The following is a 25,683-nucleotide window of genomic DNA, read 5'->3' as shown; positions in this document are numbered from 1 at the left end:
TGGGCTGAGATGCCTGAGTTCGCGTACACCGACCTGCTCCCCCAGGGAGAGGACACCACCCCCTACCGGCTGGTCACGTCCGAGGGCGTCTCCACCGTCGAGGGCCCGGACGGGCGGACGTTCCTCAAGGTGGAGCCGGAGGCGCTGCGCAAGCTGGCCGCGGAGGCCATCCACGACATCCAGCACTACCTGCGCCCGGCCCACCTCGCCCAGCTGCGCCGCATCATCGACGACCCCGAGGCGTCCGCCAACGACAAGTTCGTCGCGCTGGACCTGCTGAAGAACGCGAACATCGCGGCGGCGGGCGTGCTGCCGATGTGCCAGGACACCGGCACCGCGATCGTCATGGGCAAGCGCGGGCAGAACGTGCTCACCGAGGGCGCGGACGAGAAGCACCTCTCGCACGGCATCTACGACGCCTACACCAAGCTGAACCTGCGCTACTCGCAGATGGCTCCGCTCACCATGTGGGAGGAGAAGAACACCGGCTCCAACCTGCCCGCGCAGATCGAGCTGTACGCGACGGACGGCGGCGCCTACAAGTTCCTGTTCATGGCGAAGGGCGGCGGCTCGGCCAACAAGTCCTTCCTGTACCAGGAGACCAAGGCCGTCCTGAACGAGGCCTCCATGATGAAGTTCCTGGAGGAGAAGATCCGTTCGCTGGGCACGGCCGCGTGCCCGCCGTACCACCTGGCGATCGTGGTCGGCGGCACCAGCGCCGAGTTCGCGCTGAAGACCGCGAAGTACGCCTCCGCGCACTACCTGGACGACATGCCGTCCGAGGGCTCCCCGCTCGGCCACGGCTTCCGGGACAAGGAGCTGGAGGAGAAGGTCTTCGAGCTGACCCAGAAGATCGGCATCGGCGCCCAGTTCGGCGGCAAGTACTTCTGCCACGACGTGCGCGTGGTCCGGCTGCCCCGGCACGGCGCGTCCTGCCCGGTGGCCATCGCCGTCTCCTGCTCGGCCGACCGCCAGGCCGTCGCCAAGATCACCGCCGAGGGCGTCTTCCTGGAGCAGCTGGAGACGGACCCGGCGCGGTTCCTGCCGGAGACGACCGACGAGCACCTCGACGAGTCCTCCGACGTGGTGAAGATCGACCTCAACCAGCCGATGGACACCATCCTCGCCGAGCTGACCAAGTACCCGGTCAAGACCCGGCTGTCGCTGACCGGTCCGCTGGTCGTGGCCCGTGACATCGCGCACGCCAAGATCAAGGAGCGGCTGGACGCGGGCGAGGAGATGCCCCAGTACCTGAAGGACCACCCGGTGTACTACGCCGGCCCGGCCAAGACCCCCGAGGGTTACGCCTCCGGTTCCTTCGGCCCGACCACGGCCGGCCGGATGGACTCCTACGTGGCGCAGTTCCAGGCCGCCGGCGGTTCCAAGGTGATGCTCGCCAAGGGCAACCGCAGCAAGCAGGTCACCGACGCCTGCGAGGCCCACGGCGGCTTCTACCTCGGCTCCATCGGCGGCCCGGCCGCCCGTCTCGCCCAGGACTGCATCAAGAAGGTGGAGGTCCTGGAGTACGAGGAGCTGGGCATGGAGGCCGTCTGGAAGATCGAGGTCGAGGACTTCCCGGCGTTCATCGTCGTGGACGACAAGGGCAACGACTTCTTCCAGGACCCGGCCCCGCAGCCGACGTTCACGTCGATCCCGGTGCGCGGTCCGGGCCTCGCCTGACCCACCGGGCGGGTCGGGCCGTCCGTACTGCTCCGGACGGCCCAACCCGCGGAACAACGCCGCGTCCCGGACCGCTGTACCCGGTATGAGCGAATACCGCATCGAGCACGACTCCATGGGTGAGGTCCGGGTTCCGGCGCACGCCAAGTGGCGGGCGCAGACGCAGCGCGCCGTCGAGAACTTCCCGGTGTCCGGGCAGCACATCGAGCGTGCGCACATCGAGGCGCTGGCGCGGATCAAGGGCGCCGCGGCGAAGGTGAACGCCGAACTCGGCGTGCTGGACGAGGACGTGGCCCGGGCGATCCAGGAGGCGGCCGAGGAGGTCGCGCGGGGGGACTGGGACGAGCACTTCCCCGTCGACGTCTTCCAGACCGGTTCGGGCACCTCGTCCAACATGAACACCAACGAGGTGATCGCCACCCTCGCCGGCGAGCGGCTCGGCCGGGACGTGCACCCGAACGACCACGTCAACGCCTCGCAGTCGTCCAACGACGTCTTCCCCTCCTCCATCCACATCGCGGCCACCGCCGCCGTCACCCGCGACCTGGTCCCGGCGCTGGAGCACCTCGCCGCCGCCTTCGAACGCAAGAGCGCGGAGTTCGCCGACGTGGTGAAGTCGGGGCGCACGCATCTGATGGACGCCACGCCCGTGACGCTGGGCCAGGAGTTCGGCGGGTACGCGGCCCAGGTGCGGTACGGCGTCGAGCGGCTGCGCGCCTCGCTGCCGCGGCTGGCCGAACTGCCGCTGGGCGGTACCGCGGTGGGTACCGGCATCAACACCCCGCCCGGTTTCTCCGCCGCCGTCATCGAGGAGGTCGCCCGCGTCACCGGGCTGCCGCTGACCGAGGCCCGCGACCACTTCGAGGCGCAGGGCGCCCGGGACGGCATCGTGGAGACCAGCGGGCAGCTGCGGACCATCGCGGTCGGACTGACGAAGATCGCCAACGATCTGCGCTGGATGGCGTCCGGGCCGCGCACCGGGCTCGCCGAGATCCGGCTCCCCGACCTCCAGCCGGGCTCCTCGATCATGCCGGGCAAGGTCAACCCGGTGGTGCCGGAGGCCGTGCTGATGGTCGCCGCGCAGGTGGTCGGGAACGACGCCACCATCACCACCGCCGGTGCCGCCGGGAACTTCGAGCTGAACGTGATGCTCCCGGTCATCGCCAAGAACGTCCTGGAATCGATCCGGCTGCTCGCCAACGTCTCGCGGCTGCTGGCCGACCGGACCGTCGACGGCATCACCGCCGACCGCGAACGCGCCCGCGAGTACGCCGAGTCGTCGCCGTCCGTGGTGACCCCGCTGAACCGGTACATCGGGTACGAGGAGGCCGCCAAGGTGGCCAAGAAGGCCCTCGCGGAACGCAGGACGATCCGTCAGGTCGTCCTGGAGGAAGGCTACGTGGAGCGCGGCGAGCTGACCGAGGCGCAGCTGGACGAGGCGCTGGACGTGCTGCGGATGACGCGTCCGTAACCGCGAGCGAAGCTTTCCGGCCACCCGCGGCGACCGTGACCCGCGCCGCAGCGCCGCGTCCGCGCGGCACCTAATATCTGTCCATGACGGACGACGCGACGATGCGACGAGCGGCGGCGGGTCCCGCGGCGTACTGGGCGCCGGGGACCCCGATCCTGTGGCGTTACCGGGAGAACGGCGGCGAGCGGTTCCACATCGCCCGGCCCGTCACCGTCGTACGCGACGACGCCGAACTCCTCGCGGTCTGGCTGGCCCCCGGCACCGAGTGCGTGAAGCCGGCCCTGGCCGACGGCACCCCGGTGCACCGCGAGCCGCTGGAGTCCCGCTACACCAAGCCGCGCACGGTGCGCCGCGGCCGCTGGCTGGGCACCGGGGTGCTGAAGCTGGCCCAGCCCGGTGTGCCCTGGTCGGTGTGGCTGTTCTGGGAGCCGGGCTGGCGGTTCAAGAACTGGTACGTCAATCTGGAGGAACCGCTGGTCCGCTGGGCGGGCGGGGTGGACTCCGAGGATCACTTCCTGGACATCGACGTACGCCCGGACCGCAGTTGGCACTGGCGCGACGAGGACGAGTTCGCGCAGGCCCAGCGGGACGGCCTGATGTCCGCGCGGACCGCCGAGCGGGTCCGGGCGGCCGGGCGGGCGGCGGTCGCGGCGATCGAGGAATGGGGGCCGCCGTTCTCGGACGGCTGGCCGGGGTGGCGACCTGACGACTCCTGGGCGGTACCGTCACTTCCCGAGGACTGGGACCGCACGCCCGCGCACGTGTCCTCATGAGACTCTTGATGCGCCCCCGGGCAAGAAACGTAGGATCGTCCTCCGCAAGGGCGCTTCGGAGCGACAACTTCCGGGGTGTGCGCCGGGCTTGACCGATCGTCACCGAGGGGCGGCAAGGACGTGAACGAGGGGTATCAGGGCAGCACCGGCCGCGCAGGGCTCGCCGGTGGCACGGGAACATCCTCCGGGCACGCGGAAAATCCGTTCCCGGGACACGTATTGCGGGTATCGGGACTTCTGCGGGACCAACTGCGCGCCCGGCGCGCAGCCCCGGACGGATGGATGCGACACGCGTGACGGAGCAGCCCACCTCCTTCGAGCGCCCTCAGCCGGGCGCCGACCCCGCGGAGGGCCGCGGGGCGCTTGTGCGTGCCCCGGAACCGGTCGGCACCCCCGCCTTACCCGTGCAGGCACGGGCCGACGGGACGCCCTCGGGACCGGGGACGGCCACCCCCTGTGGCCAGGCAAAGGACGGCAAGGGGAAGGAGCCCCCAGTCAACGGCCCGGAGCACTCCCAGCCCGCCACCGCGGACGCCGGCGCGGCCCATCGGCCGCGCCCCGCACCGGAGGCCATTCCGCCGCAGCCCGGCGCCGACCAGGAGCGGGCGCCGGGCGGCCCGGAGCGCCGTACCGGGCGGGGCCTGCCGCCGGGGCGGCCCATGCCGATGCGGCGTGACGGGGACCGGCTCAGGTTCGTGGGCGCGGCCACCCGGCGGATCGCCCGCGGTCTGGACCTGGACGAGATCGTGATGGGTCTGTGCCGGGCCACGGTGCCGACCTTCTCGGACGCGATCCTGGTCTATCTGCGCGACCCGCTGCCGGTCGGCGACGAACGGCCCACCGGACCGGTGGTGCTGCGGCTGCGCCGTACCGACCGCATCCCGGAGGAGCGGGACACCGACGGGGTCCTGCTGCCCCAGGCGTTCGAGCCGGAGCCGGAGCCGATCGCGCTGGCGGAGCTGTCGTCGCTGACGCTGGAGCTGTGCGAGGTGCGGCCCGGCGACGCGCTCAACGAGGTGCTGCGCGGGGTGCGCCCGGTGTTCGCGGACGCGCCGGCCGCCCGGGCCGCGCTGCCCGAGCTGCTGGGCGAGGGCGCGGAGGCGCTCGTACCGTCCGGGCAGCACGCGATCCTCGCGCCGCTGCGCGGCCGGCGCCGGGTGATCGGCGCGGCCCTGTTCCTGCGCCGCCCCGAGCGGCCGGCGTTCGAGACGGACGACCTGCTGGTGGCGGCCCAGCTGGCCACGCACAGCGCGCTCGGCATCGACAAGGCGGTGCTGTACGGCCGTGAGGCCTACATCGCCGACGAGTTGCAGCGCACCATGCTGCCCGAGACCCTGCCCCGCCCGACGGGCGTGCGGCTCGCCTCGCGGTACCTGCCCGCGGCGGAGACCGCGCGGGTGGGCGGCGACTGGTACGACGCGATCCCGCTGCCCGGCAGCCGGGTCGCGCTGGTGGTCGGCGACGTCATGGGCCACTCCATGACCTCGGCCGCCATCATGGGCCAGCTGCGCACCACCGCGCAGACCCTGGCCGGTCTCGATCTGCCGCCGCAGGAGGTCCTGCACCACCTGGACGAGCAGGCGCAGCGGCTCGGCACCGACCGCATGGCGACGTGTCTGTACGCGGTCTACGACCCGGTCACGCACCGCATCACCATCGCCAACGCCGGCCATCCGCCGCCCGTGCTGCTGCACCTGGGCGGGCGGGCCGAGGTGCTGCGGGTGCCGCCGGGCGCGCCGATCGGCGTCGGCGGGGTGGACTTCGAGGCGGTCGAGCTGGACGCGCCCGCCGGGGCCACGCTGCTGCTGTACACCGACGGCCTGGTGGAGTCCCGGCTGCGGGACGTGTGGACGGGCATAGAGCAGCTGCGCGAACGGCTCGCCGCCACCGCGCAGCTGACCGGCCCGGACCATCCGCCGCCGCTGGAGGCCCTGTGCGACGAGGTCCTCGACATGCTCGGCCCGGGCGACCGGGACGACGACATCGCGCTGCTCGCCGCCCGTTTCGACGGGATCGCGCCGAGCGATGTGGCGTACTGGACGCTGGAGCCGGAGGAGACGGCCCCCGGCCAGGCCCGCCGGCTGGCCCGGCGCGCGCTCGCCCGCTGGGACATGGAGGACCTCACCGACTCGGTGGAGCTGCTGGTCAGCGAGGTCGTGACGAACGCCGTGCGGTACGCGTCCCGGCCGGTGACGCTGCGGCTGCTGCGCACCCATGTGCTGCGCTGCGAGGTCGGTGACGACGTGCCGCAGCTGCCCCGGCTGCGGCAGGCCCGCGCCACGGACGAGGGCGGCCGGGGCCTGTACCTGGTCAACAAGATGGCCCGGCGCTGGGGCGCGACCCGGCTGAGCACCGGCAAGGTGGTCTGGTTCGAGCTGCACCGCGGCTGAGCCGGAAAGAGGGAGGGGCGCCCGGTGTGTACCGGGCGCCCCTCCCTCTTGTTCCGTCTACTGCTGTCGCTGGTGCCGTTGCTGCTGCTGTTGCAGCTGCTCCCGGTCTCCACCGAGCTGTCCCAGCGGGTTCTCGTCCGTGGGGTCGGTCGTCGGCGCGCCGGTGGTCGGCGACTCGGACGGCGACTGCGACGGCGACTGCGACGGCGACTGGCTCGGCGACTGCGACGGCGACTGGGACGGCGAGCCGGACGACGTCGGGGTGCCGGACGGCGACTGCGACGGCGACTGGGACGGGCTCTGGCTGCTCATCGAGGGGGTCGGCGTCTCGACGGCCGCGCCCTGCGAGGTGTCCAGGTCGAACTTGGCCGCGTGCGTCACCCCGAAGGTGTAGGCCGCCCAGATCTCGGCCGGGGGGCCACCGCCGTTGACGCGGCCGCCGCCCAGGGCGCCCGTCAGGGGCACGTGGTCCTGCTTCTTGACCGGCGCGCCGTTGCAGCCGGTGCCGCCCGCCTTGCCGGCCTCGCCGAACAGGCCGACGGAGGTGACCAGGTCCGGGGTGTAGCCGGTGAACCAGGCCGAGAGGTCGCAGTCGGAGGTACCGGTCTTGCCCGCCACCTGCTGGCCGGCCCGCAGCGGGTTGTTCGCCACACTGCGGCTGGCGGTGCCGTCGTCGACCACGCCGGTCAGCACCGAGGTCACGCTGTCGGCGGCGGTACGGCTGATCACCGGGCCGCCGATCGGGTTCGGCATGGTGACCTTGCGGTCCTTCTGCTCGGCGTCCTTGACGATGGTCGGCGTGACCTTGTTGCCGTGGTTGTCGAGGGTGGCGTAGATCCCGGCCATCTCCAGCGGGCTCGCACCCATCGAGCCGAGCGTCTGGGCGGGGACGGGCTGCATGCCCTCGGTGTCCATGCCGAGCTGCTTGGCCGTGCTCATCACCTTGCTCATGCCCACGTCGACGCCCATCTGCGCGAAGACGGAGTTGACCGAGTCGTTCATGGCCTTCTGGACGGTGATCGGACCGTAGTTCACGTCGTCCTCGTTGGGCGGGCCGAAGCCGACCCTGGCGCCGTGGTCCACGACCTGGCGGCCGCTGGTGCCGTCGTACACCGTGTCGGCGTTGATCGGCTTGCCGTCCTGGGTGACGGAGCCCTGCTGGAGCGCCGCGGCGAGGATCACCGGCTTGAAGGTGGAGGCGGGCTGGTAGTCCTTGCGGGTGGCGTTGTTGGTCCAGTGCTTGAAGTGGTCCGTGCCGCCGTACATGGCGACGATCTTCCCCGTCTTGGGGTCCACCGAGACCGCGCCGGCCTGCACGTCGCCGTCGACCTTGCGCTGCTTGGGGTCGAGCCTGCCGGTCAGCTGCTCCTTGACGGCCCGTTCCAGCGCGGCCTGCTTCTTCTTGTCGACGTTGAGGGTGATGGTCCAGCCGCGGTTGACCACCTGCTGCACGGCGTCCTGGTGGCTGATGCCCTCCTCGGACATCAGCTGGTCCTCCAGCTGCTGGTTGGCCAGCTCGACCAGGTAGCCCTTCTCGCCCTCCTCGCCGGGGGTGCCCTTGGGCTCCTTCGGCACGGGGAAGTTCATGGCCTGCCGCTTGGCCGGGTCCAGCCAGTGCTGCTTGACCATGTTGTCCAGGACGTAGTTCCAGCGCGCCTTCACCAGCTTCTTGCCGGCGGGGGTCGCCACCGCCCAGTCGTACTGGCTCGGCGCCTGGAGCAGGGCGGCGAGGTACGCGCCCTGTTCGACCGTGAGGTTCTGGGCGTCGGTGCGGTAGTAGGCCTGGGCGGCGGCCTGGATGCCGTAGGCGCCGCGGCCGTAGTAGCTGGTGTTGATGTAGCCCGCGAGGATGTCGTCCTTGGATTTCTTCTGGTCGACCTTCAAGGAGATGACCATCTCCTTGAGCTTGCGGGTGACCGTCTGGTCCTGGCTCAGGTAGTAGTTCTTGACGTACTGCTGGGTGATGGTGGAGCCGCCCTGGGTGCCCCGGCCCATCGCCGTGTTGTACAGACCGCGGGCCAGACCCCTGAGGTCGATGCCGGAGTCCGTGTAGAAGGTCTTGTTCTCCGCGGCGACGAAGGTGTGCTGCACGTCCTTCGGGACCTTGTCCAGGTCCACGCTCTCGCGGTTGGTCTCGCCGACGCGGGCGAGCAGCGTGCCGTCGCTGTACTTGTAGACGTTGCTCTCCTGGGTGGCGAGCGCGTTGCCCTCGGGCACGTCCACCACCATGTACAGCACGGCGAAGCCGGCTATGCCCAGCAGGCATATCCCGAAGAACGTGCCGAGGATCTTCTTCCAGGAGAAGATCCGGCGCAGGAGGCTCTTGCGGGGCGCTCCCCCGGCGGCCGGCCCTGCCGAGCGATTGCCGGTCTCGGGTGCCGAGCGGCGACGCTGGGGCGCCGCGCGGTGGCCGCCGCGCTGTCGCGCTCGTCTCTCTTCCGCTCGTCCCATGGGTCTACCGCTCCGCTTCCGTCTCGTTGGTCAGCTCCGAAAGCTAACACCCGCCTATATGACAAAGGGCAACCGATCCGCTCTTTTACGGACGTGAGAATCAGCACCCACCCCAAAGGAACCGACGGTTACAAGGGGCCCAGGGTTGCCCCTCCACCCGAAGTCTTCGGGCCGCGGCCCCGGCGCGACGGCCTGTCGTGAAACCGTGACAAAGGGCTCTCACCTGCGAGGTCGCACCCTCCGCGGTGCTCTGCACATGCGGTGTATACCTACCGCGTATACACGGTGTGTAGAGTGCTCCCCATGTCCATCGGTCACACCCTCCTAGGGCTCCTGGAGTCCGGCCCGCGCCACGGCTACGACCTCAAACGGGCCTTCGACGAGAAGTTCGGTCAGGACCGGCCCCTGCACTACGGCCAGGTCTACTCCACGATGTCCCGGCTGCTGAAGCACGGCCTCGTCGAAGTCGACGGCATCGAGGCGGGCGGCGGTCCCGAACGCAAGCGGTACGCCATCACCGAGGCCGGCGTCACCGACGTCCAGCGCTGGCTCGCCACCCCGGAGAAGCCGGAGGAGTACCTCCAGTCGACCCTCTACACCAAGGTCGTCCTCGCGCTGCTCACCCACCGCGACGCCTCCGTCATCCTGGACGTCCAGCGCGCCGAGCACCTGCGCAGCATGCGCATCCTGACCGACCGCAAGCGCAAGGGCGACCTCGCCGACCAGCTGATCTGCGACCACGCCCTGTTCCACCTGGAGGCCGACCTGCGCTGGCTGGAACTGACCGCCGCGCGTCTGGACAAGCTGCGGGCGGAGGTCGCCTCGTGACCCCTCCCCCCGGTTCCCTGCTGGCCGCGCACGACCTGCGCAAGGCGTACGGCCCCACGGTCGCCCTCGACGGCGCCGAGTTCTCCATCCACCCCGGCGAGGTCGTCGCCGTCATGGGCCCCTCCGGCTCCGGCAAGTCGACGCTGCTGCACTGCCTCGCCGGCATCGTGCCGCCCGACTCGGGCTCCATCACCTACGCCGGGCGCGAACTGGCCGGCATGAACGACGCCGAGCGCAGCGCGCTGCGCCGCAGCGAGTTCGGCTTCGTCTTCCAGTTCGGCCAGCTGGTGCCCGAACTGACCTGCGTGGAGAACGTGGCCCTGCCGCTGCGGCTGAACGGCACCTCCCGCAAGGAGGCCGAGCGGGCCGCCCTCGACTGGATGCGGCGGCTGGAGGTGGACGGCCTCAAGGACAAGCGGCCCGGCGAGGTCTCCGGCGGCCAGGGGCAGCGCGTCGCGGTGGCGCGGGCGCTGGTCACCGGTCCCCGGGTGGTCTTCGCGGACGAGCCGACCGGCGCCCTCGACTCGCTCAACGGCGAACGCGTGATGGAGCTGCTGACCGACGCGGCCCGCTCCACCAACGCGGCCGTCGTCCTGGTCACCCACGAGCCCAGGGTCGCCGCCTACTCCGACCGGGAGATCGTCGTACGCGACGGCAGGTCCCGGGACATGGAGCGCGCCATATGAGCGCACGCCAGTGGGGCAGGGACCTCGGTCTCGGCTTCCGGTTCGCCTTCACCGGGGGCCGCGAGGGCTGGACCCGGGTGCTGCTGACGGCCGTCGGGGTCGGCCTGGGCGTGGCCCTGCTGCTGCTGACGACCGCGATCCCGAACGCGCTGGCGGTACGGCACGAACGGGACCAGGCCCGCGCGGACTACACGTACGGCCCGGTCCGGCCGAAGGCCGCGAACACCCTGGTGATCGCCGACACCGACACCGAGTTCCGCGGTCGCGAAGTGCGCGGCCGGCTGGTCGAGCCGGAGGGACCGAAGGCGCCCGTCGCGCCGGGCCTGTCGGCGTACCCGGCGCCGGGCGAGATGGTGGTCTCCCCCGCGCTGAAGGAGCTGCTCGGCTCGGGCGAGGGCAAGCTGCTGCGCGAGCGGCTGCCGTACCGGATCACCGGCACCATCGGCGAGAGCGGGCTGGTGGGCTCGCAGGAACTCGCCTACTACGCGGGGGCGAAGAACCTGGCCCCGAAGATCAACGGCTTCCAGACCGCCCGGATCAGCACCTACGGCTCGCCGAACAAGCCCCCGGCGAACCGGACGGACCCGGTGCTGCTCCTGCTGGTGCTGCTCGTGTTCCTGGTGCTGCTGATGCCGGTCGGCGTGTTCATCGCGACCGCCGTGCGGTTCGGCGGCGAGCGGCGCGACCGCAGACTGGCCGCGCTGCGCCTGGTGGGCTCCGACAGCCGGATGACCCGCCGGATCGCGGCGGGCGAGGCGCTGGCCGGATCGCTGGTCGGGCTGGCCTTCGGCACCGTCTTCTTCCTGCTGGGCCGCCGGTTCGCGGGCTCGGTGGAGGTCGTGGGCATCAGCGTGTTCCCCGACTACCTCAATCCTTCGCCCGCGCTGGCCGCGCTGGTCGCCCTCGCCGTCCCCGCGGCGGCGGTGCTGGTCACCCTGTTCGCACTGCGCGGTGTCGTCATCGAGCCGCTGGGCGTGATGCGGACGGCCAGGCCCGCGCGCCGCCGGCTGTGGTGGCGGCTGCTGCTGCCGCTGGGCGGCCTCGCCCTGCTCTCCCCGATGATCGGCAAGGGCCGCGCGGACGGGGAGTTCAACCAGTACATGGTGACCGGCGGCGTACTGCTGCTGCTCGTCGGCGTCACCACGCTGCTGCCGTGGGCCGTGGAGGCGGTGGTGGCCCGGCTGCACCGCGGCACGGTGGCCTGGCAACTGGCGGTGCGGCGGCTCCAGTTGAGCAGCGGCTCGGCGGCCCGCATGGTGAACGGCATCGCCGTCGCGGTGGCCGGGGCGGTGGCGCTCCAGATGCTGTTCGCGGGCGTCGAGGGCGACTACACCAAGGACACCGGGAAGGACCTCGGCCGGGCCCAGATGCAGGTCAACCTGTCCCACGGCACCCCCTTCCACACGGCCGCCGACCGGTTCGCCACGACCAAGGGCGTACGCAAGGCGGTCTCGCTGGGCAGCACTTCGCTCGGGGACAAGGACTGGCACACCGGGCCCGACAGCACGGTGCTGATGGTCGCCGGCACCTGCGCCTCCCTGCGCGAGGTGGCCCGGCTGCCCTCCTGCCACGACGGGGACGCCTTCCTCTCGACGGGCGGGGAGCAGGACGACGACGCCGCCATCGCGAAGCTCACCCGGCCGGGCCGGGTCTTGCACATCGACACGGCCAACGGCACCGGCCGCGGCCCCGACGTGCGCTGGACCGTACCGGCGGGCCTGAAGCCGGCCCGCGCGATCACCAGCCCCAACGGCACCACGGACAGCGCCGTCCTGGTGACCCGGTCCGCGCTGCCCGACCGGGTGGACCGGGTGCTGAACGGGGCGGTGTACGTCATGCTCGACCCGCGGGTGCCCGAGGTGTCCGAGTACATCCGCAACACGGCGGCGAAGGTGGACCCGTTCGCCGAGGCGATCGAGTGGTCGGCGACGGAGGAGTCCAAGAAGTTCACCTCCATCCGCACCGGCCTGTACGCGGGCGCGATCTGTGTGCTGGCCCTGATCGGCGCGAGCCTGCTGGTCACCCAGCTGGAACAGCTGCGCGAGCGCAGGAAGCTGCTGTCGTCGCTGATGGCCTTCGGCACCCGGCGGCGCACCCTGGGCCTGTCGGTGCTGTGGCAGACCGCGATCCCGGTCGCGCTCGGTCTGCTGCTCGCGGCGGCCGTCGGACTGACGCTGGGCGGGGTGCTGCTGAAGATGGTGGGCTCGCCGCTGGGCGTGGACTGGCCGAGCGTGCTGACGATGACCGGCGCGGGCGCGGGGGTGGTCCTCGTGGTCACCCTGCTGAGCCTGCCGCCGCTGCTGCGGCTGATGCGGCCGGAGGGGCTGCGGACCGAGTGACCCCCGTGCGCCACAGGGCCTCTCCCCCGTCGGGGAGGGGCCCTCAGCCGTCGCCGAGGACGCGTACCGGCAGTGCCCGCATCGCCTCGCGCAGGGCCGCCGCCAGTTCCTCGTACTCGGCACCGCGTGCCGCTCCCGCGCGCATCGCCAGGGCGATCCGGCGGCTCGGGGCGGGATCGGCGAAGTAGCCGGTGAGCAACTGGCTGCTGCGGGTGGTCTCCAGCTTGAGCGCGGTGCGCGGCAGCAGGGTGCAGCCGAGACCGCCGGCGACCAGCTGGACCAGCGTGGACAGCCCGGCGGCGGTGGTGGTGACCGGGGCGTCGGCGCGGCCCGCCTCGCGGCAGATGTCCAGGGCCTGGTCGCGCAGGCAGTGCCCCTCGTCCAGGAGCAGCAGATTGAGTTCCTTCAGCGCCTCGCGCCCGATGCCCTCGCGGCCGCCGAGCCAGTGGTCGAGCGGGGTGACGAGCACGAAGTCCTCGTCGAACAGGGGCAGTTCGGCTATGCCGGGCACCCCGAGCGGGACCGCGAGCAGCAGCAGGTCGAGCCGGCCGGTGCTCAGTCCGTCGACGAGGCTCGCGGTCTGCTCCTCGTGCACCTGGAGGTCCAGGTCCGGATAGCGTTCGTGCACGAGCCGCAGCACGGTCGGCAGCAGATACGGTGCCACGGTCGGGATCACGCCGAGCCGGAGCGCCCCGGTGAACGGCGCCCGGACCGCCTCCGCCTCCTCCAGGAGGGTGCCGACGGCGTCCAGCACGGCCCTGGCCCGCACGGCGAGGCGCTCCCCCGCGGGCGAGAGCAGTACCTTGCGCGTCGTACGCTCGAGGAGGGTCACGCCGAGTGTCTCCTCCAGCGCCGAGACCGCGCCGGACAGGGCGGGCTGGCTCATCCCGATGGCCGCCGCCGCGTCCCTGAAGTGCAGGTGCTCCGCCACGGCGGCGAAGGCCCGTAGCTGTGCGAGGCTGGGCTGCCTCCGCTTGCCGTTACCCATAGTCACTGATAGATACCTCCGATCAACACGACCGAGTGTAGCTATTTCCCTAATCAATGCACCCTGTGCCAACATCGTCAGAGTCCAACCCATGGGAATCACCCTCAAAAGGGGTGTTTCTTCGCTGCAAGGAGAGCGTGTGCTCACTGTCGGTGACAAGTTCCCCGAGTTCGATCTGACCGCCTGCGTCTCGCTGGAGAAGGGCAAGGAGTTCGAGCAGATCAACCACAAGTCCTACGAGGGCAAGTGGCTGGTCGTGTTCGCCTGGCCGAAGGACTTCACCTTCGTCTGCCCGACCGAGATCGCCGCGTTCGGCAAGCTGAACGACGAGTTCGCCGACCGCGACGCCCAGATCCTCGGCTTCTCCGGTGACTCCGAGTTCGTGCACCACGCCTGGCGCAAGGACCACCCGGACCTGACCGAGCTGCCCTTCCCGATGATGGCCGACTCCAAGCACGAGCTCATGCGTGACCTGGGCATCGAGGGCGAGGACGGCTTCGCGCAGCGCGCCGTGTTCATCGTGGACCCGAACCACGAGATCCAGTTCACGATGGTCACCGCCGGTTCCGTGGGCCGTAACCCCAAGGAGGTCCTGCGGGTCCTGGACGCGCTCCAGACCGACGAGCTGTGCCCCTGCAACTGGAGCAAGGGCGACGAGACCCTCGACCCGGTCGCGCTGCTGGCTGGTGAGTGACCCATGTCGCTCGACTCGCTGAAGTCCCGGATCCCGGACTACGCCAAGGACCTCAAGCTCAACCTGGGCTCGGTCATCGGCAACTCCGACCTGCCGGCGCAGCAGCTGTGGGGCACGGTGCTGGCCACGGCCATCGCCTCGCGCTCCCCGATCGTGCTGCGCGAGCTGGAGCCGGAGGCGAAGGCGAACCTCTCGCCGGAGGCGTACACCGCGGCCAAGTCCGCGGCCGCCATCATGGCGATGAACAACGTCTTCTACCGCACCCGGCACCTGCTGTCGGACCATGAGTACGGCACCCTGCGCGCGGGCCTGCGGATGAACGTCATCGGCAACCCGGGCGTGGAGAAGGTCGACTTCGAGCTGTGGTCGTTCGCGGTCTCCGCGATCAACGGCTGCGGCATGTGCCTGGACTCGCACGAGCAGGTGCTGCGCAAGGCCGGCATGGAGCGGGACACCATCCAGGAGGCCTTCAAGATCGCCGCCGTCGTGCAGGCGGTCGGCGCCACCCTGGAGGCCGAGGCCGTCCTGGCCGAGTAGGTCACCGTTGTTCCCCGGACCCCGTTCACCCCTGGTGAGCGGGGTCCTCGGCGTTCGGCTGCTCCCGCGCCGCGGGCTCGGCGGGGGCCGCGACCGGTTCCGGCTCGGGTCCGCGTTCCGGCTCGGGCCCGTGTTCCGGCTCGGGCCCGTGTTCCGGCTCGGGCCCGTGGAGTTCCGCCGAGTACTGGCGCAGATAGCCCACCACCGTGTTGGTCACCGCCACCAGCGGTACGGCCACCACCGCGCCGCCGATACCGGCCACCATGCCGCCGGCCGCCACGGTCAGCACGACCGCGAGGGGGTGCACCCGCACCGCGCGGCCCAGGATGAAGGGCTGCAGCACATGGCCCTCGATCTGCTGCACGGCGAGGACCACGACCAGGGTCATGACGGCGGTGAAGACACCCTGGGTCACCAGGGCCACGATCACCGCGAGCGCCCCGGAGGCGACCGCGCCGACCAGCGGGATGAACGAGAACAGGAAGATGAAGACGGCCAGCGGGACCGCCATCGGCACATCGAGGAAGTAGATGCCGATGCCGATGAAGATCGCGTCGATCAGGGCGACCAGGACCGTGCCGCGCACATACGCGGTCAGGGTGCGCCAGGCGCGCGGACCGGCGCCGGCCACGCCCTCCCGGGCGGCGGAGGGCACCAGCTTCAGGAACCACTGCCAGATGCGCTTGCCGTCGTAGAGCAGGAAGAGCGTGGAGAAGAACACCAGCAGGATGCCGGTGAGGGCCTCCACGATGACCTGAACGCCTTCCAGACCCGCGGACGTTATCTGGTCGGCGTTGGCGCCGATCGCCTCGCGCAGGTTCTTGGCGATCTGGTTGATCTGCTTGTCGGTGACGTGGAAGGGGCTCTTCAGCAGCCAGTTGCGCAGATCGTCGATGCCGGACTGGATCTGGGTGGAGAGCGTGTCGATGTTCTCCATGACCTGCCAGGTCACGAACCAGCCCATCAGGCCGATGACGACGAAGCCGCTGATCGCGGTGAGCGCGGTGGCCGGGCCGCGCGGCACCCCGCGGCGGGTGAGCCGGGCGACGGTCGGTTGCAGCAACGCGGTGACCAGCAGCGCGATGACGAAGGCGAACACCACCAGCTGGATGGCGCTGATGACCCGCATCAGCACCCAGACGGTGCCCGCCAGCACCAGCAGCCGCCAGCCGGCCTCGGCCGCGACCCGCACCCCCCAGGGCACGGCCTGCGCGGGATCGGGGCGGGCGACGGGCACCGACGGCACGGGGCGGCGGGCGTGCGGCACCGCGTCGGCCGCCCCATCGGTCACCGCCTGCTGCGCACGGGCCGGTGCGGGCGCGGACGGCGGCCCGGGGACCGCGTCCTCCTGCTCAGCCTCCACGCGGCGGGCGTCCAGCCGTTCGCTCATCTCGGTGAGACCGGCGCCCAGCTTGCCGAGCCACCCTGGTACTCGCGACATGATCCGTCCTCTTCCCCCGCTTCTCGCCACCACTCCCCCCATGGAGTCGTGCGGTTACGACCGTACAGGGCGAAAGCCCCTTCCCAGAGGACGGGAAGGGGCTGCGCGAGGTTGAGCGTGGCGGGACGGAACTCAGTAGTTCCCGTTGGCCTGCCAGTAGGTCCAGGCGTCACAGGGGCTGCCGTAACGCTGGTTCATGTAGTTCAGGCCCCACTTGATCTGCGTGGCCGGGTTGGTCTGCCAGTCGGCACCCGCGGAGGCCATCTTGCCGCCGGGCAGGGCCTGGACGAGGCCGTAGGCACCCGACGAGGGGTTGACCGCGCGGTAGTTCCAGCTGGACTCGTGGTTCACGATGTTGCTGAAGCACTGGAACTGGCCGGACGGCACGATCTGACGGGCCATGGCCTGGATCTGGGCGATGGTGTAGGAGCCCTGCACCGGGAAGCTGGCGTTGATGTCGCCACGGCTGGCGGCGGCCTTGGTCTCCGCGCGCTGCTTGGCTTCCTCGGCCGCCTTCTCGGCGGCGGCCTTCTTCGCGATCGCGGTCTCGGCGGCGGCCTTGCGGGCCGCCTCCTCGGCGTCCTTCTTGGCGCTCGCGTCCGCGGCGATGGCCTGCGAGTCGGCCTGCTGCGACAGGGTCGCGGACTGGACCTGGGCCTGCTGACCCGTCGGTATGTCCGCGAGGAGCGTGGTGTCGGCTGCTGCCGTCGGCTCCGCGGCGTCGTTGTTCTGCGCGACGCTGCCCGAGGCAACTCCGACGACGCTTCCGACGGCGGTGACCGCGGTGGCCGAGGCCACTGCGAATCCCCGGACCGAAATCCGGCTCACACGGTTTCCTTCCAGCATCGCCCGCTTCGGTGACCCTGGCGGACGCAATCGTGCCCCTGGCACTGGCCTCCCAACTGCGGGGTCACGGGAGGCGCGGGCCCGGTGGGCAACTCCCCCTGCGGGGAGCGCCGCGTGGTGCTCGGGCGGCATACGACGAACTCTATGGAGTTGGTGCGTTTGTGGTGCCGGACCGCTGGGGGTACGGCTGTGTCGTATGCGGGGCCTGACAGGACTGAGACTCTGCCGTAACCGGACGCCGAGTGGCAATTCCGAGTTGAGTGTGAAAGCTCACATCCCGTTTGGCCCAAGGGAATTCCGGAAAGCTCCACGCACGAAGACGCCGCCCGCTAGGCTCTGATGCCTTTGCCGGGCGGCGTCAACGGGTGCTATCGGCTCAGATATGGCCGTCTTCGAGCATTTCGGTCACCAGGGCGGCGATCTGCGACCTCTCCGAGCGGGTCAGCGTGACGTGCGCGAAGAGCGGATGCCCCTTCAGCTTCTCCACCACGGCGACGACGCCGTCGTAGCGGCCGACCCGCAGGTTGTCCCGCTGCGCCACGTCATGGGTGAGGACCACCCGGGAGTTGGCGCCGATCCGGGACAGCACCGTCAGCAGCACGTTCCGCTCCAGCGACTGCGCCTCGTCCACGATGACGAACGCGTCGTGCAGCGAGCGGCCGCGGATGTGGGTGAGCGGCAGCACCTCCAGCATGCCGCGCGCGGTGACCTCCTCGATGACCTCCCGGCTGGTGACCGCCGACAGCGTGTCGAAGACGGCCTGCGCCCAGGGGCTCATCTTCTCCGCCTCGGTGCCCGGCAGATAGCCCAACTCCTGCCCGCCGACCGCGTACAGCGGCCGGAACACCATGACCTTCTGGTGCTGCCGGCGCTCCAGCACCGCCTCCAGACCCGCGCACAGCGCCAGCGCCGACTTGCCGGTGCCGGCCCGGCCGCCCATGGAGACGATCCCGACGTCCGGGTCGAGCAGCAGATCCAGGGCGATGCGCTGCTCGGCGCTGCGGCCCTTGATGCCGAACGCCTCCCGGTCGCCGCGCACCAGCCGGACGTTGCCCTCCGCGGTGACGCGTCCGAGCGCCTTGCCGCGCTCCGATTGGATGGTCAGGCCGGTGTGCACGGGAAGGCCGGAGGCCTCCGGAACATAGAGGTGTCCCTCCTCGAAGAGGATGTCCACCTGCTCGCCGGGGAGCGACAGTTCGCTCATCCCGGTCCAGCCGGAGTTCTCCGTGATGGCCAGCTCGGCCCGGTACTCCTCGGCGAGCAGGCCCACGGACGACGCCTTGATGCGCAGCGGCAGGTCCTTCGAGACGACGGTGACGTCGAACCCCTCGGCCTGCAGATTGCGGGCCACCGCGAGGATGCGCGAGTCGTTGTCCCCCAGGCGGTAGCCGGTGGGCAGCACGCTGGGGTCCGAGTGGTTGAGCTCGACACGCATGGTCCCGCCGAGTTCCCCGATCGGGATGGGGGCGTCCAGGCGGCCGTGCCGCACCCGGTACTCGTCCAGCAGGCGCAGCGCCTGGCGGGCGAAGTACCCGAGTTCGGGATGGTGCCGCTTGGCCTCCAGCTCCGTGACCACCACGACGGGGAGCACCACCTCGTGCTCCTCGAAGCGGATCAGGGCGTTCGGGTCGGCCAGCAGGACGCTGGTGTCGAGAACATAGGTGCGCCGGTCTGGCTTGTGGCGCTTTGTGCTGGTCACCACGGAAGGACGTACCCCCTCGGATGAGGTCGGGGAGCGACGAAGTGGAAGCCGGGCCGGGAGGGCGGGAAAGACCGGGCCGGTCGGCGGCCCGTGCGCGCGGCGGGCCGGGAGCCGGACCTCCGCGGCTGCTTCCGTGCCGGTATCGCACGGTCGGGCTGGTGCAAGGGGCCTCCCGGGCGGACGACCCCGTGCCGCCCGCTGAGATCCGACGCCCGGGTCGGGCATCGACCTGCTTGCTCTATGCCCTCGAACAGGCGCCGCCATGCAAAAGCGGCCACCGGCACGACGGTGAACTCCTCGTTACGTCCGCCCGAAGCCGGGTACACATGGGCCCCGCCGGTCGGGTGACCGGCGGGGCCCAGGTCCGAGGCTCAGCCGCCGTACCGGCGGTGACGTGCGGCGTAGTCGCGCAGCGCGCGCAGGAAGTCGACCTTGCGGAAGGCCGGCCAGTAGACGTCACAGAAGTGGTACTCGGAGTGGGCGGTCTGCCAGAGCATGAATCCGGACAACCGCTGCTCGCCGCTGGTGCGGATGACGAGGTCGGGGTCGGGCTGGTCGCTGGTGTAGAGGTGACGGCCGATCATGTCGATGTCGACGGACTCGGCGAGGTCCTCCATCGCGACGCCCTTGTCGTGGGCGTCGAAGAGCATGGAGCGCACGGCGTCGGCGATCTCCTGCCGGCCGCCGTAGCCGATGGCCACGTTGACCACTATCCCCTTGATGTGGGCGGTGGCCTCCTCGGCCTCCTTCAGGGTGGCCTGCATGCCCGCGGGGAGCAGGTCCATGGCGCCCACGTGGTGCACCCGCCAGCGGCCGTCGGCGGCGAGGGTGCGCACGACGTCCTCGATGATGCCGAGCAGGGGGACGAGTTCCTCCTGCGGACGGTCGAAGTTGTCCGTGGACAGCAGCCACAGGGTGACGACCTCGACATCGGTCTCGGTGCACCAGCCGAGGAACTCCTCGATCTTGTCGGCACCGGCCCGGTGGCCGTGGACGGTGGTGGAGCCGGAGGCCTTCGCCCAGCGGCGGTTGCCGTCCATGATGACGCCGATGTGCTTGGGCACCTGAGCGTGGTCGAGGTGGCCCTCCACCCGGCGTGCGTAGAGCCTGACCAGCAGGCCGCGCAGTTTGTCGCGCAGGTTCACGTGGCCCTCCGGAGGGTTTGGCGCGGGGTACGGTGCCGGGCCCGTCGAGCCTACCGCTGCCAGGGGCCTGGTCCGGCCAGGGGCCTGGGGGGTGGGCGGGTATCGGGACGCCGGGCCTCGACCTTGGGACGCGCGTCGGGCGCCTGGCGGTTCCCGTACGCGGACAAGAAAAAACGGGCCGGTCCGTGGGGGGGAGACGGACCGGCCCGAGGGGGGGTTTCCACCATAACCCTTCGTGAGGGCGAATGGGGGCATCGGCGGGCCAGAACTACTCTCCGCAGTCACCCGGGGACGCCCTGATGGTCACGGAACGACGGATTCCGAGGGCCCTCACGGCCATCTGACGACAGAATCCCAGGGGAAACCGGCCGGATGCGAATGAATCCGAAGAGATTGCACCATCTTGTGGCCACATCGGCGTGTTGCCCGAGGTTCCCTCCGATGGGCTACCCGGTCAGCGAACGACGCCTTGACGACTCCCCCGCGCACCGGGAAGGCGATCACCGGGCGCCACGGCACCGCGCAGCCCCCTCCACTGCGCGGTACCCCTCGCGCTGCTTTGCGGGCGCGAATTGCGTTGGTCTGAACCTACGTGACGGGTGGGGCTGATGTGAACAGTGTCCGATAACGATGTGGACACCGCACCCCTGACGGAGGGCCTAACGGGGCTTGCGGGCGTCCACGAGATGCCGCGCGCTGTGCGCGACGAACGGGCCCTCCCGCTCGATCCGCTCGTGCAGCGACCGCAGTTGGGGCTCGTACGCCTCGACGGTGAACCCGGGCACCATCCAGACGACCTTGCGCAGGAAGTGGACAACGGCGGCGATGTCATGGAATTCCATCCGCAGCCGCTCCGCCCGCAGCCCCACGATCTCCAGGCCCGCCGCCTCGGCCGCGGCCCGCTCCCGCTCCGGGTCACGGGCGCCGCGCGCGGACTCCGGCTGCGGCCCGAGGAAGTACTCGACCAGTTCGAAGACGCTGGCGGGCCCGACGTGCTGGGCGAAGTACGTGCCGCCGGGCCGCAGCACCCGTGCGATCTCGGCCCAGTGGGGCGTCACCGGGTGCCGGCTGAGCACCAGGTCGAAGGCCTCGTCGGCGAACGGCAGCGGCGCGTCGTCCGGGGCGGTGACGACCACCACACCGCGCGGCCGCAGCAGGGCGGTGGCCTTGGCCGCGTTCGGCGCCCAGCCCTCCGTGGCGGCGATCAGCGCCGGCCGGGCCGGGGCGGCCGAGTCGAGGGCGAAGGCCAGCACCTCGCCGCCGCCGGTCTGGACGTCCAGCGCGGCCTCGGCGCGGCCCAGCCGCTCCCCCGCCGACCGGGCGTACCCCCATGAGGGCCGGGCCTCGGTGGCCCGCCCCTCGAACCAGGAGAAGTCCCACCCCTCGGTGGGCACGGCGGCCCCCTCGGCCACGAGCTCGGCGAACGACGGCTTTTCTGTCATGGGCACCGATGATGGCAGAGCACGAGCGGCCGGGGCTTCCGGTTTTTCCTAGGGGAGCAACGGCCTGACCCGGTCCGCGGCGAAGCGAACGAAGCCCTCCGGGTCGGGCTCGTTGGACGTCGGTTGCAGGACGACGGTGTCGGCGCCGGCCTCGGTCAGCCGCCGCACGGCGTCGGCCACGGCGGCCGCGTCCCCGGCGACGCCCGCGCCGGGCTGCGCCCCCTCGGCGGCCAGGTCGGCGCGGACCCGCTCGGCGGCGCCGGCCCCGGTGGCGGCGAGCAGATAGACGACCACCCGGTGCGGCCCCGCGTCGCGCCCGGCCTGCGCCCGCCCCTCCTCGATGAGCCGGCGGGCCCGCCGTACGCCGTCCGGGGAGGTGGCGCAGGTGAGCAGGGTGCCGTCGGCCTTGGCACCGGACAGACGCAGGGTGCGGGGGCCGGTGGCGCCGGTGAGCACGGGCACCGGCTGCGACGGCGGCCAGTCGAGGGCGACGCCGTCGAGGGTGACGTACCGCCCTCGGACGGTCAGCTTCTCCCCGCGCAGCAGGCCGCGCAGGGCGTCGAGATGCTCCCCGAGGAGGGTGAGCGGCGAGGCGGCGCGGGCGCCGACCTGGCCCATCCAGTCCTGCACGCCGTGACCCACGACGACGCTCGCGCGGCCGGGGAACATCCGGTGCAGGGCGGCGGTCTCCATCGCGGTCACGGCCACGTTCCGCAGCGGCACCGGGAGCAGTCCGACGCCGACGCGCAGCCGCTCCGTCCAGGCCAGCGCGGCGGCGGCCGTGGAGACGCCGCCCTCCAGGAAGCAGTCCTCCCACAGCCACAGTTCGTCGAGCCCCGACCCTTCCACCGTCCGGGCGAAGGCCCGCAGCCGCTCGGGCGGCAGCTGGGGCCGGAACACAACTCCGAGTCCAGTCATGAAGGTCTTCCTAGCGGGGAGAACGTGTGGGGACAAACGCTTTACGGGGCACGCTCGTTGACCGCGGAGGAAACATGGCACGACGACGCTGGCGGGACGGCCGGGGCACGCTGGGCGTGCCCGGCGGGACCGGTGCCCGGGGTACGACCGTCCCGCTGGAGATCGCCGCCTCCTACCGCGCCCGCACCCGGGGCCTGCTGGGCCGCACCTCCCTCGACGGCGCCATGCTGCTGTCCCCGGCGAACTCGGTGCACACCTTCGGCATGCGCATCCCCATCGACGTCGCCTACCTCGACCGCCGCCTGACCGTCCTGTCGGTCCGCACCATGCGCCCCGGTCGCCTGGGCCTGCCCCGCCCGCGCGCCCGGCACGTGCTGGAGGCGGAGGCGGGCGCGATGGCGGGGTGGGGTGTGCGGGCCGGGGTGCGGGTGGAGCTGACGGCGAACGGGTGACGCGCTCACCGCGCGGTGCGCGGGAAGGACACCTCCACCCGGCGGTTCTTGCGGCGGCCCTCCTCCGTGGAGTTGTCGGCGATCGGGTACTGCTCGCCGTAGCCGCGGACCTCGAAGGTGATGTCGGGGCTGCCGAGGTCCTGGGCGAGGACCGACTGGACGGTGTTGGCGCGCTGCCGGGAGAGCAGGATGCCGTGGGCCGAGGAGCCGAGGTCGTCGGTGAAGCCGAAGACGCGGACCTGGGTGGCGTGCTCTCTGCGGATCTCGTCGGCGATCGCGGCGATGCGGGCCTTGGCGTCGGCGCCGAGCGACGAGCTGTCCTTGCCGAAGAGGACTTCGGCCTGGAGGGCGAAGGTGACGTCCGCGTTGGTGTCCTCACGGCGTTCGTCCCCGCTCTGGTCCTCCACCACCGACTTGATGTCCAGCACCTTGGGCGTGGCCAGCGTGGCGCCCTCCGGGAGCTTCAGGTCCGGGTCGTGGGGGTCGATCCTCACCGGGGCGGCGGCCGACGGCGCGGTGTCGGGGGGCTCGGTGGGGTCCGTGCCGGTGGCCTGCGCGGAAGGGGGCACCGCGCCGAGCAGGAGGGCCGCGGCCGCGAGGACGAGCGCGAGACGGGGTCGGGTGGTCACGGCGGCCCCTCAACCGGAGATGTGGAGGGTGGCGGAGGAGAAGGTGGGCAGCTGGAACTCCACCTCGTCCACGGGTGGCGCCGGGAACTGCATGAAGACGGCGAGGGTGTCACCGGCCCGCAGGGTCGAGAAGCCGGTGGTGGTCAGCGGCCGGCCCTCGGTGTCCCGCAGCACGTAGTACCGCTTCTTGCCCTTCGGGTCGACCAGGGTGGCCCCGCCCAGTGACCGGCCGTTCTTGACGATCTCGGTCTCGTTGCCGCTCAGCGCGGAGGGGATGACGACGCTCTGGGAGCCGTCGTTCTTCAGGGTGCCGTCGACGGTGACGAATCCGCCGGAGTCCCGCTGCGCGGAAGTGATCTGGAGGCCGAGCCCGTCGGAGCCCCGCAGTTCGGCCAGCGGCTGGTCCGACCGGCCCTCCTGGGTGCCGGGGTCCGACCCGGTCGTCGTGGAGGCGGATGCCGAGTGGTCCGGCCGCTTGCCGTCGTCGCCACCGCCGCCGCAGCCGGCCGCGCCGACGGCCAGAGCGGCCACGACGGCCAGTACGGCCGTCCCTCTGCGGGCTCTCGCGGTGAACCGCATGCTCATCATCCGCTTCCTTCGTCGCTCGTCGTTCGCTTGTCAGTCGGCCAGATGGACGTCGAAGAGGTCGTCGGGCCCGGGGAGTCCCGACGGATCGTCCGGTTCGAGGTCCCACACCCTGTCCTTGCAGGTGAGCCGGGGCAGCGGAGCCTTGGCGGCGCCCTCGGCCGGGAGCTCGAAGGTGCACAGCGGTTCGATCTCGGCGGTGGCGGAGGCGGTCGACCTGAACTTCTCGGTCCCGGGCACGACCGAGCGGCCGACGGACTTGTCCGTGCGCACCTCGGTCCGGTACTCCAGCGGGCCCGGCGGGGAGCACGCGGTCAGCCGGGCGTCGTTGCGGGCCGCGAGTTCCCCGGCCCGGGCGCAGGGGTCGCCGAGGACCGGCGTCCGGCCGTCGAAGACGTCCTGCCACTTCGCCGGGTCCCGCAGCACCTTCAGCCACTGGCCCGCGAGTTGGTCCCGCACGTCCTGGGCCGCCGCGAGCGCCGAGGCGTCGGCGGCCGTCTGGGCGCCGCCCCGGTTCACCGCGGCCTGGCCGACCGCGAGGTAGGCGAACGCGAGAAAGAGCAGGCCCGCCACCACCGTGAGATAGATGGGGAAGGCCTGCCCTGCGTCCCGGCCCGGCCGGGTCAGCCGCCGGTGACCTCGGAGATCTTCGAGGTGATCGCGTCGTAGATCGTCTGCCCGATGCTCGTCCCGGTGATCGCCAGCACGATCGCCACGACCACCGCGATGATGCCGAGGTACTCCACCGCCGTCTGCCCCCTGTCGCCGCGGGCGGCGCGGGTCATCAGATACGTCACGGTGGTGTTGAACCATCTGCTCACGGTTGTCCCCTCCAGCTTCGCCTCCGATCCCGGCACCGTACGGCGGGGTGGGCCGGCGGGCCGAGGGTCCCTGGGCCCAACCGTGGGCCCAGCGCGCGGCGTCGGCGTCGGCGCGGGCGGGCATCTCAGGCCACCCCCAGCCATTTCGCGGCGGCCTGGGATCTGGTCGTGGCCTGGAGCTTGGCGAAGATGCGGTTGATGTGGTTCTTGACCGTCTTCTCGCTGATGAAGCAGGCGGCGGCGATCTGCTGGTTGGTCATGCCGGACGCGATGAGGTCCATGATCTCCGCCTCCCTGACACTCAGCCGGAACCGTGACCGGGACGACTGTCCCATAGTGGATTGCAATTGTGAAGGAGGAGGGAGTGTATTTTGGACGTCGATTGCGGGGAGTTGAGGTTCCGTGTGTGCAGGTGCACTCCCCCGCAGTTCGTCGAGTAACGCCCTGGCGGCCCCCGGCGTGACGTGCGGCCTGCCCTCGTGGACGTCCCGTACGGCCCGTACCAGCTGCTCGGTGGTGAACTCGCCGTGCACCAGGTATCCCCCCGCCCCCAGGCGCAGCGCCTCCCGCACCGTCCGCGAGTCATGGCTGTAGGTGAGCATCATGACGGGCGCGAGGCGCAGCAGGTGCGGCAGAGCCGCCAGGCCGTCGACCCCGGGCATGCGGACGTCGAGGAGGACGACGTCCGGGCGGTGCCGCAGCGCGGCCTCGTACGCCTCGCGGCCGTCCACCGCCTCCGCCACCACGGTGGTGTCCGCGCGGTCCGCGAGCAGCGCGGTCAGGCCCGCGCGGACCACGGGGTTGTCGTCGGCCACCAGCAGCCGCAGCCGGGCCGGTGGCGGGAACACGTGCCGGCGCATGGTGT

General features: G+C 71.4%; 23 protein-coding genes. 10 read left to right on the top strand and 13 right to left on the bottom strand.

Going from position 1 to position 25,683, the window contains the following annotated elements; all coding sequences use genetic code 11:
• Positions 1 to 9: 9 nt before the first annotated feature.
• The 4 genes from BLW85_RS24700 to BLW85_RS24685 all read left to right on the top strand — a co-directional run bounded on the left by BLW85_RS24700 (position 10) and on the right by BLW85_RS24685 (position 6,314).
• Positions 10 to 1,680: a fumarate hydratase gene (locus tag BLW85_RS24700; RefSeq protein ID WP_070029090.1), complete on the top strand. Its 1,671-nt coding sequence runs from the start codon at positions 10 to 12 to the stop codon at positions 1,678 to 1,680.
• An 85-nt stretch (positions 1,681 to 1,765) separates the two neighbouring features.
• A complete protein-coding gene (locus BLW85_RS24695; RefSeq protein ID WP_070029092.1) occupies positions 1,766 to 3,151 on the top strand; it encodes a class II fumarate hydratase in 1,386 nt (461 codons plus the stop codon).
• Between the two features lie 83 nt (positions 3,152 to 3,234).
• Positions 3,235 to 3,924, top strand: coding sequence for a cytidylyl-2-hydroxypropylphosphonate hydrolase (gene fomD / locus BLW85_RS24690; protein ID WP_079172410.1), 690 nt, complete (start codon positions 3,235 to 3,237; stop codon positions 3,922 to 3,924).
• A 293-nt stretch (positions 3,925 to 4,217) separates the two neighbouring features.
• Entirely contained in the window at positions 4,218 to 6,314 is a 2,097-nt protein-coding gene (locus tag BLW85_RS24685; RefSeq protein ID WP_074993134.1) for an ATP-binding SpoIIE family protein phosphatase, read from the top strand.
• Between the two features lie 57 nt (positions 6,315 to 6,371).
• On the opposite strand, the gene BLW85_RS24680 is transcribed toward BLW85_RS24685, so the two are convergent.
• Positions 6,372 to 8,765, bottom strand: a complete 2,394-nt coding sequence (locus BLW85_RS24680) for a transglycosylase domain-containing protein (RefSeq protein ID WP_074993133.1) — start codon at positions 8,763 to 8,765, stop codon at positions 6,372 to 6,374.
• 303 nt (positions 8,766 to 9,068) lie between these two features.
• On the opposite strand from BLW85_RS24680, the gene BLW85_RS24675 reads away from it, so the two are divergent.
• The 3 genes from BLW85_RS24675 to BLW85_RS24665 are packed head-to-tail and all read left to right on the top strand — an operon-like array spanning position 9,069 to position 12,618.
• Entirely contained in the window at positions 9,069 to 9,593 is a 525-nt protein-coding gene (locus tag BLW85_RS24675; RefSeq protein ID WP_070029103.1) for a PadR family transcriptional regulator, read from the top strand.
• A complete protein-coding gene (locus BLW85_RS24670) occupies positions 9,590 to 10,279 on the top strand; it encodes an ABC transporter ATP-binding protein (protein WP_070029104.1) in 690 nt (229 codons plus the stop codon). The genes BLW85_RS24675 and BLW85_RS24670 overlap by 4 nt, the downstream gene beginning before the upstream one ends.
• Complete coding sequence (locus BLW85_RS24665; protein ID WP_074993132.1) at positions 10,276 to 12,618, top strand: FtsX-like permease family protein; 2,343 nt, start codon at positions 10,276 to 10,278, stop codon at positions 12,616 to 12,618. The genes BLW85_RS24670 and BLW85_RS24665 overlap by 4 nt, the downstream gene beginning before the upstream one ends.
• Before the next feature lie 43 nt (positions 12,619 to 12,661).
• Here BLW85_RS24665 and BLW85_RS24660 read toward each other — a convergent pair whose 3' ends face one another.
• Positions 12,662 to 13,606 carry a LysR substrate-binding domain-containing protein gene (locus tag BLW85_RS24660; protein ID WP_070029112.1) on the bottom strand — a complete coding sequence of 315 codons (945 nt, stop codon included), beginning with the start codon at positions 13,604 to 13,606 and terminating at the stop codon, positions 12,662 to 12,664.
• Positions 13,607 to 13,745: 139 nt separating this feature from the next.
• Between BLW85_RS24660 and BLW85_RS24655 the strand changes: the two genes are divergently transcribed.
• Positions 13,746 to 14,300 (top strand): peroxiredoxin, encoded by a 555-nt coding sequence (locus BLW85_RS24655; protein WP_070029114.1) that lies wholly within the window; start codon positions 13,746 to 13,748, stop codon positions 14,298 to 14,300.
• A gap of 3 nt (positions 14,301 to 14,303) precedes the next feature.
• The gene (locus tag BLW85_RS24650; RefSeq protein WP_070029116.1) at positions 14,304 to 14,837 is read left to right on the top strand and encodes an alkyl hydroperoxide reductase; all 534 of its coding nucleotides are present in this window, start codon (positions 14,304 to 14,306) and stop codon (positions 14,835 to 14,837) included.
• Positions 14,838 to 14,862: 25 nt separating this feature from the next.
• On the opposite strand, the gene BLW85_RS24645 is transcribed toward BLW85_RS24650, so the two are convergent.
• The 6 genes from BLW85_RS24645 to BLW85_RS24620 all read right to left on the bottom strand — a co-directional run bounded on the left by BLW85_RS24645 (position 14,863) and on the right by BLW85_RS24620 (position 22,331).
• Positions 14,863 to 16,278 carry an AI-2E family transporter gene (locus BLW85_RS24645; RefSeq protein ID WP_074993131.1) on the bottom strand — a complete coding sequence of 472 codons (1,416 nt, stop codon included), beginning with the start codon at positions 16,276 to 16,278 and terminating at the stop codon, positions 14,863 to 14,865.
• Positions 16,279 to 16,410: 132 nt separating this feature from the next.
• On the bottom strand, positions 16,411 to 17,106 hold the full coding sequence (locus BLW85_RS24640; RefSeq protein ID WP_450584728.1) for an aggregation-promoting factor C-terminal-like domain-containing protein: 696 nt from the start codon (positions 17,104 to 17,106) through the stop codon (positions 16,411 to 16,413).
• A 394-nt stretch (positions 17,107 to 17,500) separates the two neighbouring features.
• Entirely contained in the window at positions 17,501 to 18,826 is a 1,326-nt protein-coding gene (phoH2, locus tag BLW85_RS24635) for an RNA 5'-3' helicase PhoH2 (RefSeq protein WP_070029122.1), read from the bottom strand.
• A 371-nt stretch (positions 18,827 to 19,197) separates the two neighbouring features.
• Complete coding sequence (locus BLW85_RS24630) at positions 19,198 to 19,971, bottom strand: isoprenyl transferase (protein ID WP_070029124.1); 774 nt, start codon at positions 19,969 to 19,971, stop codon at positions 19,198 to 19,200.
• A 659-nt stretch (positions 19,972 to 20,630) separates the two neighbouring features.
• Positions 20,631 to 21,413, bottom strand: coding sequence for a class I SAM-dependent methyltransferase (locus BLW85_RS24625; RefSeq protein ID WP_070029170.1), 783 nt, complete (start codon positions 21,411 to 21,413; stop codon positions 20,631 to 20,633).
• Positions 21,414 to 21,461: 48 nt separating this feature from the next.
• Complete coding sequence (locus BLW85_RS24620; RefSeq protein ID WP_074993129.1) at positions 21,462 to 22,331, bottom strand: LLM class flavin-dependent oxidoreductase; 870 nt, start codon at positions 22,329 to 22,331, stop codon at positions 21,462 to 21,464.
• A gap of 74 nt (positions 22,332 to 22,405) precedes the next feature.
• On the opposite strand from BLW85_RS24620, the gene BLW85_RS24615 reads away from it, so the two are divergent.
• Positions 22,406 to 22,783: a DUF192 domain-containing protein gene (locus BLW85_RS24615; RefSeq protein ID WP_070029128.1), complete on the top strand. Its 378-nt coding sequence runs from the start codon at positions 22,406 to 22,408 to the stop codon at positions 22,781 to 22,783.
• Between the two features lie 5 nt (positions 22,784 to 22,788).
• Here the strand turns inward: BLW85_RS24615 and BLW85_RS24610 are convergent, their stop codons facing one another.
• The 5 genes from BLW85_RS24610 to BLW85_RS24590 form a co-directional block, all read right to left on the bottom strand.
• Positions 22,789 to 23,412: an OmpA family protein gene (locus BLW85_RS24610; protein WP_079172409.1), complete on the bottom strand. Its 624-nt coding sequence runs from the start codon at positions 23,410 to 23,412 to the stop codon at positions 22,789 to 22,791.
• A 9-nt stretch (positions 23,413 to 23,421) separates the two neighbouring features.
• A complete protein-coding gene (locus tag BLW85_RS24605; protein WP_074996195.1) occupies positions 23,422 to 23,997 on the bottom strand; it encodes a hypothetical protein in 576 nt (191 codons plus the stop codon).
• Between the two features lie 33 nt (positions 23,998 to 24,030).
• Positions 24,031 to 24,624, bottom strand: a complete 594-nt coding sequence (locus tag BLW85_RS24600) for a pilus assembly protein TadG-related protein (protein WP_071828806.1) — start codon at positions 24,622 to 24,624, stop codon at positions 24,031 to 24,033.
• Positions 24,621 to 24,818 (bottom strand): Flp family type IVb pilin, encoded by a 198-nt coding sequence (locus BLW85_RS40275; protein WP_070029141.1) that lies wholly within the window; start codon positions 24,816 to 24,818, stop codon positions 24,621 to 24,623. Before BLW85_RS40275 ends, BLW85_RS24600 begins: the two co-directional genes overlap by 4 nt.
• 125 nt (positions 24,819 to 24,943) lie before the next feature.
• Positions 24,944 to 25,678, bottom strand: a complete 735-nt coding sequence (locus BLW85_RS24590) for a response regulator (RefSeq protein ID WP_070029143.1) — start codon at positions 25,676 to 25,678, stop codon at positions 24,944 to 24,946.
• Positions 25,679 to 25,683: the final 5 nt, after the last annotated feature.

The organism is Streptomyces misionensis (genome assembly GCF_900104815.1).
GTDB classification, from domain to species: Bacteria; Actinomycetota; Actinomycetes; order Streptomycetales; family Streptomycetaceae; genus Streptomyces; species Streptomyces misionensis.
Note: the sequence above shows the minus strand (reverse complement) of the source record. Positions and strands in the feature narration are given on the sequence as shown.

Bases quoted from the DNA above. Each gene is read 5' to 3' on its own strand.
- BLW85_RS24620 (WP_074993129.1), bottom strand. From the start codon at position 22,331: ATGACTGGACTCGGAGTTGTGTTCCGGCCCCAGCTGCCGCCCGAGCGG.
- BLW85_RS24700 (WP_070029090.1), top strand. From the start codon at position 10: ATGCCTGAGTTCGCGTACACCGACCTGCTCCCCCAGGGAGAGGACACC.
- BLW85_RS24660 (WP_070029112.1), bottom strand. From the start codon at position 13,606: ATGGGTAACGGCAAGCGGAGGCAGCCCAGCCTCGCACAGCTACGGGCC.
- BLW85_RS24645 (WP_074993131.1), bottom strand. From the start codon at position 16,278: ATGTCGCGAGTACCAGGGTGGCTCGGCAAGCTGGGCGCCGGTCTCACC.
- BLW85_RS24695 (WP_070029092.1), top strand. From the start codon at position 1,766: ATGAGCGAATACCGCATCGAGCACGACTCCATGGGTGAGGTCCGGGTT.
- BLW85_RS24590 (WP_070029143.1), bottom strand. From the start codon at position 25,678: ATGCGCCGGCACGTGTTCCCGCCACCGGCCCGGCTGCGGCTGCTGGTG.
- BLW85_RS24650 (WP_070029116.1), top strand. From the start codon at position 14,304: ATGTCGCTCGACTCGCTGAAGTCCCGGATCCCGGACTACGCCAAGGAC.
- BLW85_RS24680 (WP_074993133.1), bottom strand. From the start codon at position 8,765: ATGGGACGAGCGGAAGAGAGACGAGCGCGACAGCGCGGCGGCCACCGC.
- BLW85_RS24625 (WP_070029170.1), bottom strand. From the start codon at position 21,413: ATGACAGAAAAGCCGTCGTTCGCCGAGCTCGTGGCCGAGGGGGCCGCC.
- fomD (WP_079172410.1), top strand. From the start codon at position 3,235: ATGACGGACGACGCGACGATGCGACGAGCGGCGGCGGGTCCCGCGGCG.
- BLW85_RS24615 (WP_070029128.1), top strand. From the start codon at position 22,406: ATGGCACGACGACGCTGGCGGGACGGCCGGGGCACGCTGGGCGTGCCC.
- BLW85_RS24665 (WP_074993132.1), top strand. From the start codon at position 10,276: ATGAGCGCACGCCAGTGGGGCAGGGACCTCGGTCTCGGCTTCCGGTTC.
- BLW85_RS24675 (WP_070029103.1), top strand. From the start codon at position 9,069: ATGTCCATCGGTCACACCCTCCTAGGGCTCCTGGAGTCCGGCCCGCGC.
- BLW85_RS24605 (WP_074996195.1), bottom strand. From the start codon at position 23,997: ATGAGCATGCGGTTCACCGCGAGAGCCCGCAGAGGGACGGCCGTACTG.